Source organism: Caballeronia sp. LZ024 (assembly GCF_031451455.1).
GTDB classification, from domain to species: Bacteria; Pseudomonadota; Gammaproteobacteria; order Burkholderiales; family Burkholderiaceae; genus Caballeronia; species Caballeronia telluris.
Genome location: NZ_JARUXL010000001.1, coordinates 1,374,781 through 1,388,488, shown reverse-complemented (window position 1 = coordinate 1,388,488; position 13,708 = coordinate 1,374,781). Strand labels below are relative to the sequence as shown.

The following is a 13,708-nucleotide window of genomic DNA, read 5'->3' as shown; positions in this document are numbered from 1 at the left end:
GTCAGCGCTCCAGTTGTTCGAATTGAATCCGCGGATCGACCCAGACGTAGCACAGGTCCGAGATCAGCTTGGTCGCAAGCCCGATCAGCGTGAAGAGATACAGCGTGCCGAGCACGACCGGGTAATCGCGCCGCACCACCGACTCGTAGGACAAGAGGCCGAGGCCGTCGAGCGAGAAAAGCGTTTCGATCAGGAGGCTGCCGGTAAAGAACGCGCCGATGAACGCACCCGGAAAACCCACGATCAGCGGCAGAAGCGCATTGCGGAACACGTGTTTCCACAGCACGCGCCGCTCGGACAAGCCCTTCGCCCGTGCGGTCAGCACGTATTGCTTGCGGATCTCGTCGAGGAAGGCGTTTTTCGTGAGCATCGTGATGACGGCGAAGCTCCCGACCACCGACGCGACGATCGGCAACGTGATATGCCAGAGATAGTCGACGATCTTGCCGGCGAGCGAGAGCGTCGCCCAGTTGTCGGAGGTGAGATTGCGCAGCGGGAACAGTTGCCAGAACGTGCCGCCGCCGAACAGCACAAGCAAGAGCACGCCCAGCACGAAGCCCGGAATCGCGAAGCCGATCAGCACGACGAGGCTCGTCGCGACATCGAAGTTCGAGCCGTTCCTCACTGCCTTGGCAATGCCGAGCGGCACCGAGATTAGATACGTGATGAAGAACGTCCACACGCCGATGCTGATCGACACCGGCAGCTTCGACACGATCAGCGACCACACGCTCTGATGCCGGAAGTAGCTCTCGCCGAGATCGAAGCGCGCGAACTTGCCGAGCATCGAGACATAGCGTTCGAGCGGCGGTTTGTCGAAGCCGTAGAGCGCTTTCAGTTGCGCGACCTGCTGCGCATCGACGCCCGTATGCGTCCTCATGCCGAACGCGCCGCCCTGCTCGCCGCCGCGACGAAGATCGTGCACCGCCTGCTCGACGGGACCGCCCGGCACGAACTGGATCACGGCGAAAGTCAGCGTGAGCACGCCGAGCAACGTCGGGATCATGAGCAGGATGCGTTTGAGGATGTAGCTCCACATGGGTGGCGGTCCGGTTTGGTTAGCAATGCAACTACTTCTGGGCAGGCTTGAACCACCAGGTCGACGTGATCCAGTCCTCGGCGGTGTAGTAGAGCGGCAGCGTCGACGGCAAGGCGAGCGTATTGCGATACGCCACGCGGTGCGTCGCCGAATACCAGTGCGGGACCACATAGTAGCCGTGCATCAGCACCCGGTCGAGCGCGTGCGTGGCGTCGACGAGTTGCTCGCGCGTCTGTGCCGAAACCACCGCCTGCAAAATCTTGTCGACGGCCGGCGACTTCACGCCCGAGAGATTGTCCGAGCCCTGCTCGTCGGCGGACTTGCTGCTAAAGCGCGAAACCTGCTCCGTGCCCGGCACCTGCACGTCGGGCATGCGCACGCTCGTCATGTCGAAGTCGAACGCGTCGAGCCGCTTCTGGATCAGCGCGTAGTCGACCGTGCGGAAGTTGCACACGATGCCGAGCTTCTGCAGATTGCGCGCGAATGCCGCGGCGACCGGCTCCATCGACGCGCCGCCGCCGGTATCGTCGAGGATCTCGAACACGAACGGCTCGCCTTTCGCGTTGCGCAGCGCGCCGTCGCGATAAGTCCATCCCGCGTCCGCAAGCAACTGGCGCGCCTTGATCAGATTCGCGCGCAACGCGTCCGGCGGCGGCGAAGTGCGCGGCTGCTGCACCATCTCGCCGAACACGGATGGATCGAGCTGCGAGCGCAGCGGCGACAGCAGCGCGAGTTCGCCGTCGCTCGGCACGCCCTTCGCCTGAAGATCGGTATTGACGAAAAAGCTGTCGGTGCGCTTGTACTGGTTGAAGAAAAGCTGCCGGTTGAGCCACTCGAAGTCGAGCGCGAGATCGAGCGCCTGCCGCACGCGCACGTCCTGGAAAATCGGCCGGCGCACGTTCATGAAGAAGCCCTGCATGCCGCTGCCGTTGTGATGCGGGAACTCGCGCTTGATGAGCTCGCCGCTGTCGAAGCGCTTGCCGATGTCGCGCCGCACCCAGTTGCGCGCGACGTTCTCGACGAGCACATCGTATTCGCCCGCCTTGAACGCTTCGAGCCGCGCGACGCCATCCGAATACAGCTTGTAGTCGATCCGCTCGAAGTTATTCGTGCCGACGCGCACCGGCAACTGCTTGCCCCAGTAGTCGGGATTGCGCTTGTAGGTGATCGTGCGGCCGTTGTCGTAGCGCTCGATCAGATACGGCCCGCTGCCGATCGGCTTCTGGAACGCGATCTGGTCGAAGTCGATGCGCGTGCCGTCCGGCTTCATGCCCCACTTGCGCGAGAACACCGGAATGCCGCCTGCGAGCAACGGCATTTCGCGCGTGCGCGCCTTGAACTCGAAGCGGATCGTGAGCGGATCGACGACAACCGCGCGCGCGATCTGCCCGAAGTACACCGCATACTGCGGCGCGGCCTTCGGGCTTTTCAGGGTTTCGAACGAGAACTTGACGTCTTCGGCCGTCACCGGGTCGCCGTTCGAGAAGCGCGCCTTCGGATTGATGTGGAACGTGGTCGAGAGGCCGTCGTCGGCGACGCGGATGTCGTCGGCCAAGAGCCCGTAGGCCGTCGACATCTCGTCGAGACTGCCCGTCGTCAGGCTTTCGAACATGAAGCCCAAGCCGGGCGCCGGATTGCCGCGCAAGGTGAACGGATTGAATTTGTCGAAGCTCGTCAGGCGGTTCGGGTTGGCGAGCACGAGGGTTCCGCCGCGCGGCGCGTCGGGATTCACGTAGTCGAAATGCCTGAAGCCCGGCGGATATTTGGGCTCGCCGTATTGCGCGATCGCGTAGACGGCGGACGCCGCGTGCGGCAATACCATGCCGATCGCCCCGATGAACGCGCTCGCGAAGAGAACACGCGGGATCCGTCGCGACGCGGTCGGGATGCGAGTCGTCATAAGCCCTTTCGAGGAAAAATAAGCATTGGCCGATGGCGCGAACACCGCGTGAGGCTTAGGGCGGGCATCGCAATGTGAGAGAATTCTACCCAAATCAGAGGCGGTTCCGCTCGTGTGTTGCCGCCCGGCCGTGGCGGCGACCGGCTCATGGCAAACACGGCGCACACGCGACATTGACTACAAAGGAGCTTTCATGGGCTTTCTCGCTGGAAAACGAATTCTGCTGACGGGCTTGCTGTCCAACCGTTCGATCGCTTACGGCATCGCCGAAGCCTGCAAGCGCGAAGGCGCGGAACTGGCGTTCACCTATGTCGGCGAGCGCTTCAAGGACCGCATCACCGAGTTCGCCACCGAATTCGGCAGCGACCTCGTCTTTCCGTGCGACGTCGCCGAAGATGCGCAGATCGACGCGCTCTTCGCGTCGCTGAAAGAACGCTGGGATTCGCTCGACGGCATCGTGCACTCCATCGGCTTCGCGCCGCGCGAAGCGATCGCGGGCGACTTTCTCGACGGCATGACGCGCGAGAACTTCCGCATCGCCCACGACATCTCCGCGTACAGCTTCCCCGCCCTCGCGAAGGCCGCGCAGTCGATGCTCGCGCCGGATGCGTCGCTGCTCACGCTCTCCTATCTCGGCGCCGAGCGCGCGATCCCGAACTACAACACGATGGGTCTCGCGAAAGCGTCGCTCGAAGCGAGCGTGCGCTATCTCGCCGTATCGCTCGGCGCGAAGGGCGTGCGCGTGAACGGCATTTCGGCCGGTCCGATCAAGACACTCGCGGCAAGCGGCATCAAGGGCTTCGGCAAGATTCTGGATTTCGTCGAGAACAATGCGCCGCTCAAGCGCAACGTGACGATCGAGCAGGTCGGCAACGTGGCGGCGTTCCTGCTGTCGGACCTTGCGGCGGGCGTCAGCGCGGAAATCATGCACGTCGACGGCGGCTTCAATGCGGTCGTCGGCGGGATGGCTGCGTTGGCGGAATAAGCGCGTTCCAGCGCTTCGGCTTCTCAGAGAACCGTCCCCATCGCAGGGGACGGTTTTTTTTCGGCCCGCGCTCAGTGATGATGCTTGTCGTGGCCGTGACCGTTGCCGTGACCGTTTCCGTGACCATGATGCTTGTCATGGCCGCGGCCGTGCTGGCGATACCAGTCGTCGCGGTCCCAATAGCGCCGGCCGTCGTAGTAGCGGTTGCCGTGCCAGCCGATCACCACCGGCGGGCGCACGTAGACGGGCGCCGGCTGGTAGATCACAGGCGGCGGAGGCGGCGCATAAATCGGCTGCGGCACAACGTACACAGGCGTCGGAACGCCGATGTTCACCCCGACGTGCACGTCCGCTGCATACGTGGCACCGCTTGCGCAGAGCGCGACGAAGGCGAGCGAGAGCGTGGAGGAGTGGCGGATTGTTTTGCTGGTCGTCAATTGCGTACCTCGGCGAGATCTTGTTGTGGTCGACGCGAATATAACGGATAGCTTTCAGCCCAGTATTTCAGCTTTGTAAGTTCTTGCGCGAAGAACCGTCTTGTCTGGAGAAAGCTTACCTTTTGTTACATCGGACGATAGCGCCAAAGCAACAAAAAAAGCCACCCGATTCACATCGGATGGCTCTTTATGCAAGCGCGAAACTTTCAGCCGGCGCGGCGTTCAGTGCCAGCCGTTGTGACGCCCGTTGTCGTGATGACCGCCGTGTCCGTGGTCGTAGTGATCCGGATGACGGCGATACCAGTCGTCGCGGTCCCAGTAGCGACGGCCGTCGTAGTAACGGTCGCCATGCCAGCCGATGACGATGGCCGGCGCCGCGTACACCGGCGGAGGCGGCGCGTAGACGACGGGCGGCGGCGGCGGCGCGTAGACCGGTTGCGGCGCGACATAAACCGGCGCGGGAACCCCGATGTTCACCCCGATATGCACCTGCGCGAATGCCGCCCCCGACACACCCAGACTGCCGACTGCAATGACCCCTGCCAGCAACGAAATCTTTGATACCTTGTTCATGTGAAGCACACCTCGACCGGTTGTTTATTGTGTTGAAGCAATATAGCGGATCGGTCCGGGCGAGTTGTTTCAGGCTGGTAACCTCGTATTACCGTCTTTCCTCGACCCGCAACCTTACGCCCAGTAAGGCGCTCGCGGGATGCCCGCGTCCTCAGTTCGGCAACTCCTGCCCCTTCGTTTCGGGGGCGAATGGTATCACCGCGAGACCGATCAGGAAGGCGACGGAGGTGAGCGCGATGGGCACGCCGAGCGTCTTCATGTTGAGCACCATCGCGCCGATGCCGAAGTTCACGATCGCCCCGACGAAGCGTCCCACCGACGTGCAGAACGCGAACGCCGTCGCCCGCACGCGGGTTTCGAACTGTTCCGGCAGCCACAGGCTGAAGAGCGCGAAGTTGCCGCCGAAAAAACCGAGCACCACGAGCAGCGCGATGAACGGCACGAGCCCGTTCGGCAGATAGAACGCCCAGCCGAACGCCAGCGCGATCGACACAGCCATGCCGACGAAATACACCGCGAGCGTCTTCCTGCGGCCGATGCGCTCGGCCATCGGCGGCAATGCGAGGCAGCCGACGATCGTGCCAATCGACAGCAGCCCCGTCGCGATCGACGCGGTGCGCGCCGCTTCAGCCTTGCCCATGCCGGCTTTCGTCGCGAGCTGGATCACGGCCGACGGCTCGTAGACCGCGCCCGCCCACAGGCCGATGATCGCGACCGTCAGGAGCGTCGCGGCCACCACCGTGCGCCGCCGGTATTGCGGCGAGAAGATGGTGCGCAACGGACTCGCGTGCCTCACGGCGCTCGCCGTCTTGACCGTGCTCGCTTCGGCGCGCTGCCACTTGTCGGTTTCCTTGACGCGCAACAGCACCAAGATCGACACGACGACCGGAAACAGCCCGACGAGAAACATCGCGCGCCAGCCGAACGTCGCGCCGATCGTGTAGTTGAGCGCCGCGGCGAGGAAGAAGCCGGCGTAATAGCCCGTCTGCAAATAGCCCGCGCCCATCTTGCGGCGATCCTCCGGCCAGGCCTCGGCGACGTAGGTGCCCGCGAGCGCCCACTCTCCGCCGATGCCCACGCCCGCGAGGAACCGGTAGATGCCCAGTTCCCAGACCGAATGCGAGGTGGCCGCGAGCCCGGTGAAGATCGCGAACGTGAAGATGGTCGCGGCGAGCACTTTCGTGCGGCCGAAGCGGTCCGCGAGCGGGCCCCAGATGAACGACAGACCCCAGCCGACGAGGAACAGCGCGAAGAGTATCGACCCCGCGAGTCCGACGTTCGCGGGCGTCGCCGCATGGCCCGAGCGCGGCAGGAGTTCCGTGAGCGCAGGCGCGAGCACGAGCGCGTAGATGAACGAATCCATGCCATCGAGCGTCCAGCCGGCCCACGCGCCCCAGAAACCCGTGATTTGGGAACGGTTGAGGGGCGTGCGGGTGCGTTGGACGGAAGGTACAGGGCGATCCACCGTAGTTGGCATGACGTGTGTCTCCTGTCGGCCGGCCGGAGTTAGCCTTTAGCGCTTACTCCGGTCGCACACAAGGGAATTGCGGAAACTTCCCGACGCGCTTTTTCCGGTTCTGGTTCTATACAACTGGCGTCGTTTCTAGGGTAAGCACCATAAAAGCAGCGATGCCACTTTATATATAATATTTGAACTCGCACCGACGACAAGTCCGCACTTCTACCTAGCCATGACGACCAAAAAGCCCGATGTGATCGCAGCAAGCTCGTTTCGCGAGGCGCAGTTCGAGCCGCGCCAGAGCACGTCGCGCTTCATTGCCGATGCGTTGCGCGCGGCGATCGTCGAGGGATCGCTGTTGCCGGGCGAGCCGTTGCGGCAGGACGCGATCGCGCGCCAGTTCTCGGTGAGCGCGATTCCCGTGCGCGAGGCCTTCAGGCAGCTCGACAGCGAAGGCTGGGTGACGATCGAGCCGAATCGCGGTGCGTCGGTCAGCTTGCAATCCGCTGACGAGGCACGCGAGATCTACGAGATCCGAGCGTCGCTGGAAAGCCTCGCGATCGGCATCGCGATCGAGCATCACACGCCCGCGACGCTCGCCACGTGCCGCGCGCTGCTCGAAGCCGCGGCAAACGAACCCGATCCCGCGCTCTACGTCGTGCGTAACGAACAGTTCCACATGAGCCTCTACGCGCCCGCGAACCGCCCTCGCCTGATGGAATTGATCGGTCAGATGCACCGGCGCGGTGAGCGTTATCTGCGCGTGAAGTTTGGGCTGCCCACCTTCAAGGGCCAGTCCGACGCCGAACACGAAGCGATCCTCGAAGCCCTGTGCGCGCGCGACATCGAAGCGGCGCAGCGGCTCGTGGCGCGCCATTTGCTGGCAACGGGCGAACTCGTCTATCGTTTCCTGAGCGAAGCGCAGGCGTTCGCGCAATCCACTCACAGGAAGAAGCGGCGCCGCCCGGCTGCGCGCGATGCCGCCACTCCCTCCACCGGCGAAGGCAAGCCATGAACTCGTCCGATCCGAAACCGCGGCAATGGAATACCCGTGCGCAGGAGAAGGCGCGTCGTCTCGCGTCGATCGCGCCGTGGCTCGACGGCGGCGTGCTGAAGTCGGAACGCATCGTCGATGCGCTCGAAGCGCTGATCGCCCCCGGCGATCGCGTGGCGCTCGAAGGCAATAATCAGAAGCAGGCGGACTTCCTCTCGCGCGCGTTCGCGAAAGTCGACCCGACGCGCGTGCATGACGTACATCTGCTCTTGTCGAGCATCAGCCGGCCCGAACATCTCGCGCTCTTCGAAAACGGCATCGCGCACAAGGTCGACTTTTCGTTCGCGGGGCCGCAGAGCCTGCGCGTCGCGCAACTGCTCGAAGACGGCAAGCTCGAGATCGGCGCGATTTATACGTACATTGAGCTGTATGCGCGCATGTTCATCGACCTCACGCCGCAGGTGTCGCTCGTGTGCGCGGTGCAGGCCGACCGGCTGGGCAATCTCTACACCGGCGCGAACACCGAAGACACGCCGACCATCGTCGAGGCCACCGCGTTTCGTCACGGCATCGTGCTCGCGCAGGTCAACGAGATCGTCGATCAACTGCCGCGCGTCGATATTCCCGCCTCCTGGGTCGACGTGGTCGTGAAAGCGGACCGGCCGTTCGCGGTCGAGCCGCTTTTCACGCGCGATCCGCGCCACATCGGCGAGCTGCAGATCCTGATGGCGATGATGACCATTCGCGGCATCTACGAACGCTATGGCGTGACGACGCTCAATCACGGCATCGGCTTCGATACCGCCGCCATCGAACTGCTGCTTCCGACCTACGGCGAATCGCTCGGGCTGAAAGGCAAGATCTGCCGGAACTGGGCGCTCAATCCGCATCCGACCTTGATTCCCGCGATCGAAAGCGGCTGGGTCGAGAGCGTGCATTGCTTCGGCAGCGAAGTCGGCATGGAGAACTACATCGCCGAGCGCTCGGACGTCTTCTTCACCGGCCGCGACGGCAGCCTGCGCTCGAACCGCGTGCTGTGCCAGCTCGCCGGGCAATACGGCGTCGATCTTTTCATCGGCTCGACCTTGCAGATGGACGCCGACGCCAATTCCTCGACCGTCACGCTCGGCCGGCTCGCCGGCTTCGGCGGCGCGCCGAACATGGGCCACGATCCGCGCGGACGCCGCCATTCGAGCGAAGCGTGGCTTAAGCTGATGAAGTCGGACGGACCGAATCCGTCGATCGGACGCGGCCACAAGCTCGTCGTGCAGACCGCCGAGACGTTCAAGAAGGGCGGCGAGCCGACCATCGTCGACGCGCTCGATGCGATCGCCGTCGGCGAGAAGAGCGGCATGCCGATCGCGCCCGTCATGATCTACGGCGACGACGTGAGCCATGTGGTGACCGAGGAAGGCATCGCGTACCTGCACGCGGCCGAGGGCGTCGAGGAACGGCGTGCGGCGCTCGCGGCGGTCGCGGGCGTCACGCCGATCGGCATGCGCGCCGATCCCGCGAAGACCGCCGAACTGCGCCGGCGCGGCATCGTCGCGTTCCCCGAGGATCTCGGCGTGCGGCGCGGCGAAGCGAAGCGGTCCTTGCTCGCGGCACGCAGCATCGACGATCTCGTCGCGTGGTCGGGCGGACTCTACGCGCCGCCGGCGAAGTTCAGAAGCTGGTGAACACGATGGCGGCCGCCCTTCCCCTTTTCAAATTCGACGCCCCCGCCGATGCGGCGTTCATCGCCGATTACGCCGTCGATGCGCTGATCGACGAAGCGTGTCTCACGCCGAAGCCCGCGCTCGTCGACCGGCGCGGCAGCGGCGCGCATCGCGACCTCGATCTCGAGACGATGCTGCGTTCGGCGCACGCCCTGCGTCCCACTTTCGCAGCGATCGCGCGCGCGGCGGCGGGCGAAGCGCCGTCGCAGGCATTGCGCGAACAGCTCGCGCGCCTCGGCCGCGAAGGCGAGCACGCGATGATGGCGGCTACCGGCGGCAGCAACGCGCATCGCGGCGCGATCTGGATCGTCGGCTTGCTGTGCGCGGGCGCCGCGATGAACGCGCCGGACGATGGCGACGCCATCTGCGCGTCGGCGGCCGCCATCGCGTGCTTTCACGACCGCTTCGCGCCGCACGCCGCGGCCTCGAGCCACGGCGCGCGCGTCGTGCAGCGATACGGCGTCGCGGGCGCGCGGGGCGAAGCGCGCGAAGGCTTTCCGCATGTTTCGCGCATCGGCCTGCCCGCGCTCCGGAATGCGCGGGCCAGACACTTGAACGAAGACGATGCCCGTCTCGAAGCGCTGATTGCGATCGTCGCATCGCTCGACGACACCTGTCTTTTGCATCGCGGCGGACTCGAAGCACTGCGCGCCGCCCAGCACGGCGCGCGGCGTGTCATTGAAGCGGGCGGCGTCGGGCGTGCAGCGGGCCGCACCGCGCTCGCGCAACTCGACCGCACGCTTCTCGCGCTCAACGCATCGCCCGGCGGCGCCGCGGACCTGCTCGCCGCGACACTTTTTCTCGACCGCCTGCTGCGCCTCAACTGAAGAGGAACGAACCATGGAAAACATGCGTTACGAGTATCCCGCGACGCGGCCCGTGAAGCGGCGCGCGCACGTCGGCGTGGTCGGTTCGGGCGATCTCGAAGTGCTGCTCTCGCCTTCCGGCGAGGCGCACGCGGAAGTGATCATCCGCACGAGCGTCGATGGTTACGGACACGTCTGGAAGAGCGTGCTCGAACGCTTTTTCACGCGCTACGACGGCGCCGCGAAAATCGAACTCAACGACTTCGGTGCGACGCCCGGCGTCGTGATGCTGCGGCTCGCGGAAGCCGTCGAAGCGAGCGAGGACGACGCGCCATGAACGCACACGACACCTTTATCGCGCGGCACAGTTTCATCGAACTGACGGCGCGCGAGCGCGCGATCGCGCTCCTCGACCGTGGCACCTTCCGCGAACTGCTCGGACCGTTCGACCGACTCGAATCGCCGTGGCTCGCGATGCAGAACGTCGTCTGCCAGTCCGACGACGGCGTGGTCATCGCGCGCGGCACGCTCGGCGGCGAGCCGGCCGTCGTGGCCGCGATCGAACCGGCGTTCCAGGGCGGCAGCATCGGCGAAGTGTCGGGCACGAAGATCGCCGCCGCGCTCGAACTCGCTGCGCGCGAATTCGAACAGGGCCGCGCGATCCGTCCGGTGATCCTGTTCGAAACCGGCGGCGTGCGTCTGCAGGAGGCCAACCTCGGGCTCGCCGTCATCGCGGAAATTCAGGCGGCGATCGTTGCGTTGCGGCGATATGTGCCGGTCGTCGGCGTGATCGGCGGGATGGTCGGCTGCTTCGGCGGGATGTCGCTCGCGGCCGCGCTCTGCACCGCGCTCGTGATGACGCGGCAGGCGCGGCTCGGCATGAACGGCCCCGAAGTGATCGAGCAGGAAGCGGGCATCGAGGAACTGGACGCGTCCGACCGCAAGCTGATCTGGTCGATGATCGGCGGCGAGGAGCGCGTCGCGGTCGGGCTCGCGGATACGCTCGTCGAAGACGACAGCGGCGAAGTGCGCGCGGCGGTCATCGCGGCTTTCGAACGCGGCGTGCCGGCGCGGCATCGCAGCGAGGAGGTGGAGCGGCAACTCGGACGGCTCGCGCGCGTGAACCCGGACGCCATCGATCCCGACACGCTGCGCACGCTCTGGCAAGGAGATTTACGATGACCGACGCCGTTTCCAATTCACGCGGACAGCGCTGGTTCGACGCGCTCACGTCGCACGCCGGTGCGCAGCAAAAGGGCCCAGTCCGCGCCGCCGATGCGCCGCTCGGCGACGAGACCGCGCGTTTCATCGCGGTCGTGCCCGATCCGCACAACCGCTTTGCGCGCGCGCGGGACAACGTCGTCGGGCTCGAACAGGGGTGGCTGCTCGCGCGTGCAGTGCGCGAAGCGCTCGATGCCGATCGCGACGCTGCCAAGCGCCCGCTCGTCGCCATCGTGGACGTGAAGAGCCAGGCCTACGGCCGCCGCGAGGAACTGTTGGGCGTGCATCTGGCGTGCGCCGCGGCCGTCGATGCCTACGCCCAGGCGCGGCTCGCGGGTCATCCGGTGATCGCGCTGATCGTCGGACCGGCGATGTCCGGTGCGTATCTCGCGCACGGCTATCAGGCGAACCGCATCGTCGCGCTCGACGCGCCCGGCATCGCCGTCCACGCAATGGGGCGCGAAGCCGCCGCGCGGGTGACGCGCCGCAGCGTCGAAGGGCTCGATGCGCTCGGCGATACGGTGCTGCCGATGTCGTACAAGATGAGCGCGTATGCGAAGCTCGGGCTGTTGCACGAGCTGATCGAAGGCCTCGATGCCGACGCGCCCGCCGAGGCCGATATCGAACGCGTGCGCGCCTCGCTGATCGACGCGGTGAAGGATGCGCGGCGAGGTCCGCCAGATCTGTCGAACCGTCTCGCTTCCGCCGAGGCGAAACGCACGCGCGCGGCTTCGATCGAAGCGCGCCGGCGGATGGCCGAACAATGGGGCTCGCCGTGACCTCGGAGTTCCGCCCGCACGACTTGCTGCGCCTCGCGCCCGACGCGCCCGCCTTCGCCGACGCGCCCGCGTGGGTGACCGATGCGCTGGCGCGCGCGCCGTGGGTCGTCGTGCGCCGCGCGCCGCGGCTCGCCGATGCGATTGCCGTCGGCGTGCGCGGCGCGACGCGTAGCGAGCGCTTCGGGACGTGGCTTCATCCGCGCGATGTCGGACGCGTCGTCGCACCCGAGGATCTGCGCGCGGCGGCGACGCGCGCATCGACGCTGCCCGCCTTCGCGCTCCTTCGCGCGGTGACGCCCCTGCTCGACGCCACCGGTTGCCAGTGGGGACCGACAGGCAGCATGGGCTTCGAACTCGCGAGCGGCATCGCGACCGTCACGCCCGCGAGCGATCTCGATCTCGTGATGCGCGCGCCCGAGCCGCTTGCTCGCGCGCACGCCGCCGCGTTGTTCGATGCGCTTTCGAACGCGGCCCGCGACGCCGCCACACGCATCGACGTGCAAATCGACACCGGCGATGCAGCGTTCTCGCTCGGCGAATTCGCGCGCTCGGCTGCGCGCGTGATGCTGAAAAGCGCCGCCGGCCCGAAGCTCGTCGCCGATCCGTGGCGCGCGGAGCCGCTCGCATGATCGCGTTCCTGTTTCCCGGCCAGGGGGCGCAGGTTCCCGGATTCCTGCATGCGCTCGGCGGCGGCGATCCGCATCCGCACATCGCGGCCACGGTGTCCGAAGCGTCCGACGTTCTGAAGCTGAACGTGCTCGATCTCGACAGCGCCGCTGCGCTGCGTTCGACCGTCGCGGTTCAGATCGCGCTCGTTGTCGCGGGCGTGGCGGCGATGCGCGCGCTGCGGGCCGTCGGCATCGAACCCGAGGCGGCCGCGGGCCTGTCCGTGGGCGCGTATGGCGCGGCGGTCGCGAGCGGTGCGATCGCGTTCGACGATGCGCTGCGGCTCGTGCAACGTCGCGCGCAACTGATGGAGAACGCGTATCCGACGGGCTACGGCATGCTCGCCGTGGTTGGACTGAACGAACGCGAAATCGACGCGGCCATCGCGCAAAGCGGCGTCGGCGATGTCTATGTCGGCAACCTGAACGCGCCGCGTCAGATCGTGCTCGCTGGCAGCGACGCGGGACTCGAACGCGTGCGGCAATGCGTGCTCGAACGCGGGGCGCGCCGTGCGGAGCGGCTCGCGGTGAGCGTGCCGTCGCACTGCGAACTGCTCGACGACGCCGCCCGCCAATTGACCGATGCCGCGCGCGAGGTCCGGTTCGATGCGCCGCGCGTTCCGTACATCGGCAATCGGGGCGCACGCGTGCTGCGCACCGCCGACGCCGTCCGCGACGATCTCGCGACCAACCTGCGTCATCCGGTGCGATGGCACGATGCGTCCGTGGTGCTCGGTGAACTCGGCGCCCGCGTGTTCGTCGAGATGCCGCCGGGACGCACGCTCACCCAGCTCGCCGACGAAGCCTTGCCCGACATCGCGACGGTTGCCGTCGAGCAATCGACGATCGGGTCCGCTGCGGCGCGCGTGCGCGCGGCCATCGCCCGCAGTGGCGGTTGAAGCCGCGCTCGTAGCGACTGCCTCTCCGATTTCCTCTGTTGCGCCGGTCGCCGGATATGCGCGCGTCCGCTCGCTTGCTAACATTCTCCTTACGACAACCGTCGCACGCCTGTCCGCTGACTCGACGGTGTAAGCAATTAGGAAACATCGGGTAGCGCTGCCCTTTCCTTCTGTCGACCATCGCGCACAGGCGGCGCTTGCCGCTGTCGAGGTTCTTCTACACAGGAAAGCAA

General features: G+C 66.1%; 14 protein-coding genes. 9 read left to right on the top strand and 5 right to left on the bottom strand.

All coding sequences use genetic code 11. The annotated features are described in order from the left end of the window. Position 1 precedes the first annotated feature (1 nt). Together QCE48_RS06350 and QCE48_RS06345 are read right to left on the bottom strand one after the other, a co-directional pair. Positions 2-1,039: an ABC transporter permease subunit gene (locus tag QCE48_RS06350; RefSeq protein WP_309785649.1), complete on the bottom strand. Its 1,038-nt coding sequence runs from the start codon at positions 1,037-1,039 to the stop codon at positions 2-4. Between the two features lie 31 nt (positions 1,040-1,070). Further along, the gene (locus tag QCE48_RS06345; RefSeq protein WP_309788256.1) at positions 1,071-2,861 is read right to left on the bottom strand and encodes an extracellular solute-binding protein; all 1,791 of its coding nucleotides are present in this window, start codon (positions 2,859-2,861) and stop codon (positions 1,071-1,073) included. A 271-nt stretch (positions 2,862-3,132) separates the two neighbouring features. Between QCE48_RS06345 and fabI the strand changes: the two genes are divergently transcribed. Then, entirely contained in the window at positions 3,133-3,924 is a 792-nt protein-coding gene (gene fabI / locus QCE48_RS06340; RefSeq protein WP_309785651.1) for an enoyl-ACP reductase FabI, read from the top strand. Between the two features lie 71 nt (positions 3,925-3,995). On the opposite strand, the gene QCE48_RS06335 is transcribed toward fabI, so the two are convergent. The 3 genes from QCE48_RS06335 to QCE48_RS06325 form a co-directional block, all read right to left on the bottom strand. Next, positions 3,996-4,361 carry a hypothetical protein gene (locus QCE48_RS06335; RefSeq protein WP_309785652.1) on the bottom strand — a complete coding sequence of 122 codons (366 nt, stop codon included), beginning with the start codon at positions 4,359-4,361 and terminating at the stop codon, positions 3,996-3,998. Positions 4,362-4,583: 222 nt separating this feature from the next. After that, positions 4,584-4,934, bottom strand: a complete 351-nt coding sequence (locus QCE48_RS06330) for a hypothetical protein (protein WP_309785654.1) — start codon at positions 4,932-4,934, stop codon at positions 4,584-4,586. 151 nt (positions 4,935-5,085) lie between these two features. Next, complete coding sequence (locus QCE48_RS06325) at positions 5,086-6,411, bottom strand: MFS transporter (RefSeq protein WP_309785655.1); 1,326 nt, start codon at positions 6,409-6,411, stop codon at positions 5,086-5,088. Between the two features lie 214 nt (positions 6,412-6,625). Here QCE48_RS06325 and QCE48_RS06320 point away from each other — a divergent pair, with 214 nt between their 5' ends. The 8 genes from QCE48_RS06320 to mdcH are packed head-to-tail and all read left to right on the top strand — an operon-like array spanning position 6,626 to position 13,475. Next, positions 6,626-7,408 (top strand): GntR family transcriptional regulator, encoded by a 783-nt coding sequence (locus QCE48_RS06320; protein ID WP_309785656.1) that lies wholly within the window; start codon positions 6,626-6,628, stop codon positions 7,406-7,408. Further along, positions 7,405-9,066, top strand: a complete 1,662-nt coding sequence (gene mdcA, locus QCE48_RS06315; protein ID WP_309785658.1) for a malonate decarboxylase subunit alpha — start codon at positions 7,405-7,407, stop codon at positions 9,064-9,066. The genes QCE48_RS06320 and mdcA overlap by 4 nt, the downstream gene beginning before the upstream one ends. A gap of 5 nt (positions 9,067-9,071) precedes the next feature. Then, entirely contained in the window at positions 9,072-9,932 is an 861-nt protein-coding gene (locus tag QCE48_RS06310; protein ID WP_309785659.1) for a triphosphoribosyl-dephospho-CoA synthase, read from the top strand. Positions 9,933-9,945: 13 nt separating this feature from the next. Continuing rightward, the gene (locus QCE48_RS06305) at positions 9,946-10,248 is read left to right on the top strand and encodes a malonate decarboxylase subunit delta (RefSeq protein ID WP_309785660.1); all 303 of its coding nucleotides are present in this window, start codon (positions 9,946-9,948) and stop codon (positions 10,246-10,248) included. Continuing rightward, positions 10,245-11,093: a biotin-independent malonate decarboxylase subunit beta gene (locus tag QCE48_RS06300; protein ID WP_309785661.1), complete on the top strand. Its 849-nt coding sequence runs from the start codon at positions 10,245-10,247 to the stop codon at positions 11,091-11,093. Before QCE48_RS06305 ends, QCE48_RS06300 begins: the two co-directional genes overlap by 4 nt. Then, positions 11,090-11,911: a biotin-independent malonate decarboxylase subunit gamma gene (gene mdcE, locus QCE48_RS06295; protein WP_309785662.1), complete on the top strand. Its 822-nt coding sequence runs from the start codon at positions 11,090-11,092 to the stop codon at positions 11,909-11,911. The genes QCE48_RS06300 and mdcE overlap by 4 nt, the downstream gene beginning before the upstream one ends. Continuing rightward, positions 11,896-12,540: a malonate decarboxylase holo-ACP synthase gene (locus QCE48_RS06290; protein WP_309785663.1), complete on the top strand. Its 645-nt coding sequence runs from the start codon at positions 11,896-11,898 to the stop codon at positions 12,538-12,540. Before mdcE ends, QCE48_RS06290 begins: the two co-directional genes overlap by 16 nt. Next, positions 12,537-13,475 (top strand): malonate decarboxylase subunit epsilon, encoded by a 939-nt coding sequence (gene mdcH / locus QCE48_RS06285; protein ID WP_309785664.1) that lies wholly within the window; start codon positions 12,537-12,539, stop codon positions 13,473-13,475. Before QCE48_RS06290 ends, mdcH begins: the two co-directional genes overlap by 4 nt. Positions 13,476-13,708: the final 233 nt, after the last annotated feature.

Bases quoted from the DNA above. Each gene is read 5' to 3' on its own strand.
- QCE48_RS06350 (WP_309785649.1), bottom strand. From the start codon at position 1,039: ATGTGGAGCTACATCCTCAAACGCATCCTGCTCATGATCCCGACGTTG.
- QCE48_RS06310 (WP_309785659.1), top strand. From the start codon at position 9,072: ATGGCGGCCGCCCTTCCCCTTTTCAAATTCGACGCCCCCGCCGATGCG.
- QCE48_RS06290 (WP_309785663.1), top strand. From the start codon at position 11,896: ATGGGGCTCGCCGTGACCTCGGAGTTCCGCCCGCACGACTTGCTGCGC.
- mdcH (WP_309785664.1), top strand. From the start codon at position 12,537: ATGATCGCGTTCCTGTTTCCCGGCCAGGGGGCGCAGGTTCCCGGATTC.
- QCE48_RS06330 (WP_309785654.1), bottom strand. From the start codon at position 4,934: ATGAACAAGGTATCAAAGATTTCGTTGCTGGCAGGGGTCATTGCAGTC.
- QCE48_RS06325 (WP_309785655.1), bottom strand. From the start codon at position 6,411: ATGCCAACTACGGTGGATCGCCCTGTACCTTCCGTCCAACGCACCCGC.
- mdcE (WP_309785662.1), top strand. From the start codon at position 11,090: ATGACCGACGCCGTTTCCAATTCACGCGGACAGCGCTGGTTCGACGCG.
- fabI (WP_309785651.1), top strand. From the start codon at position 3,133: ATGGGCTTTCTCGCTGGAAAACGAATTCTGCTGACGGGCTTGCTGTCC.
- QCE48_RS06305 (WP_309785660.1), top strand. From the start codon at position 9,946: ATGGAAAACATGCGTTACGAGTATCCCGCGACGCGGCCCGTGAAGCGG.
- QCE48_RS06345 (WP_309788256.1), bottom strand. From the start codon at position 2,861: ATGGTATTGCCGCACGCGGCGTCCGCCGTCTACGCGATCGCGCAATAC.
- QCE48_RS06320 (WP_309785656.1), top strand. From the start codon at position 6,626: ATGACGACCAAAAAGCCCGATGTGATCGCAGCAAGCTCGTTTCGCGAG.
- QCE48_RS06300 (WP_309785661.1), top strand. From the start codon at position 10,245: ATGAACGCACACGACACCTTTATCGCGCGGCACAGTTTCATCGAACTG.
- mdcA (WP_309785658.1), top strand. From the start codon at position 7,405: ATGAACTCGTCCGATCCGAAACCGCGGCAATGGAATACCCGTGCGCAG.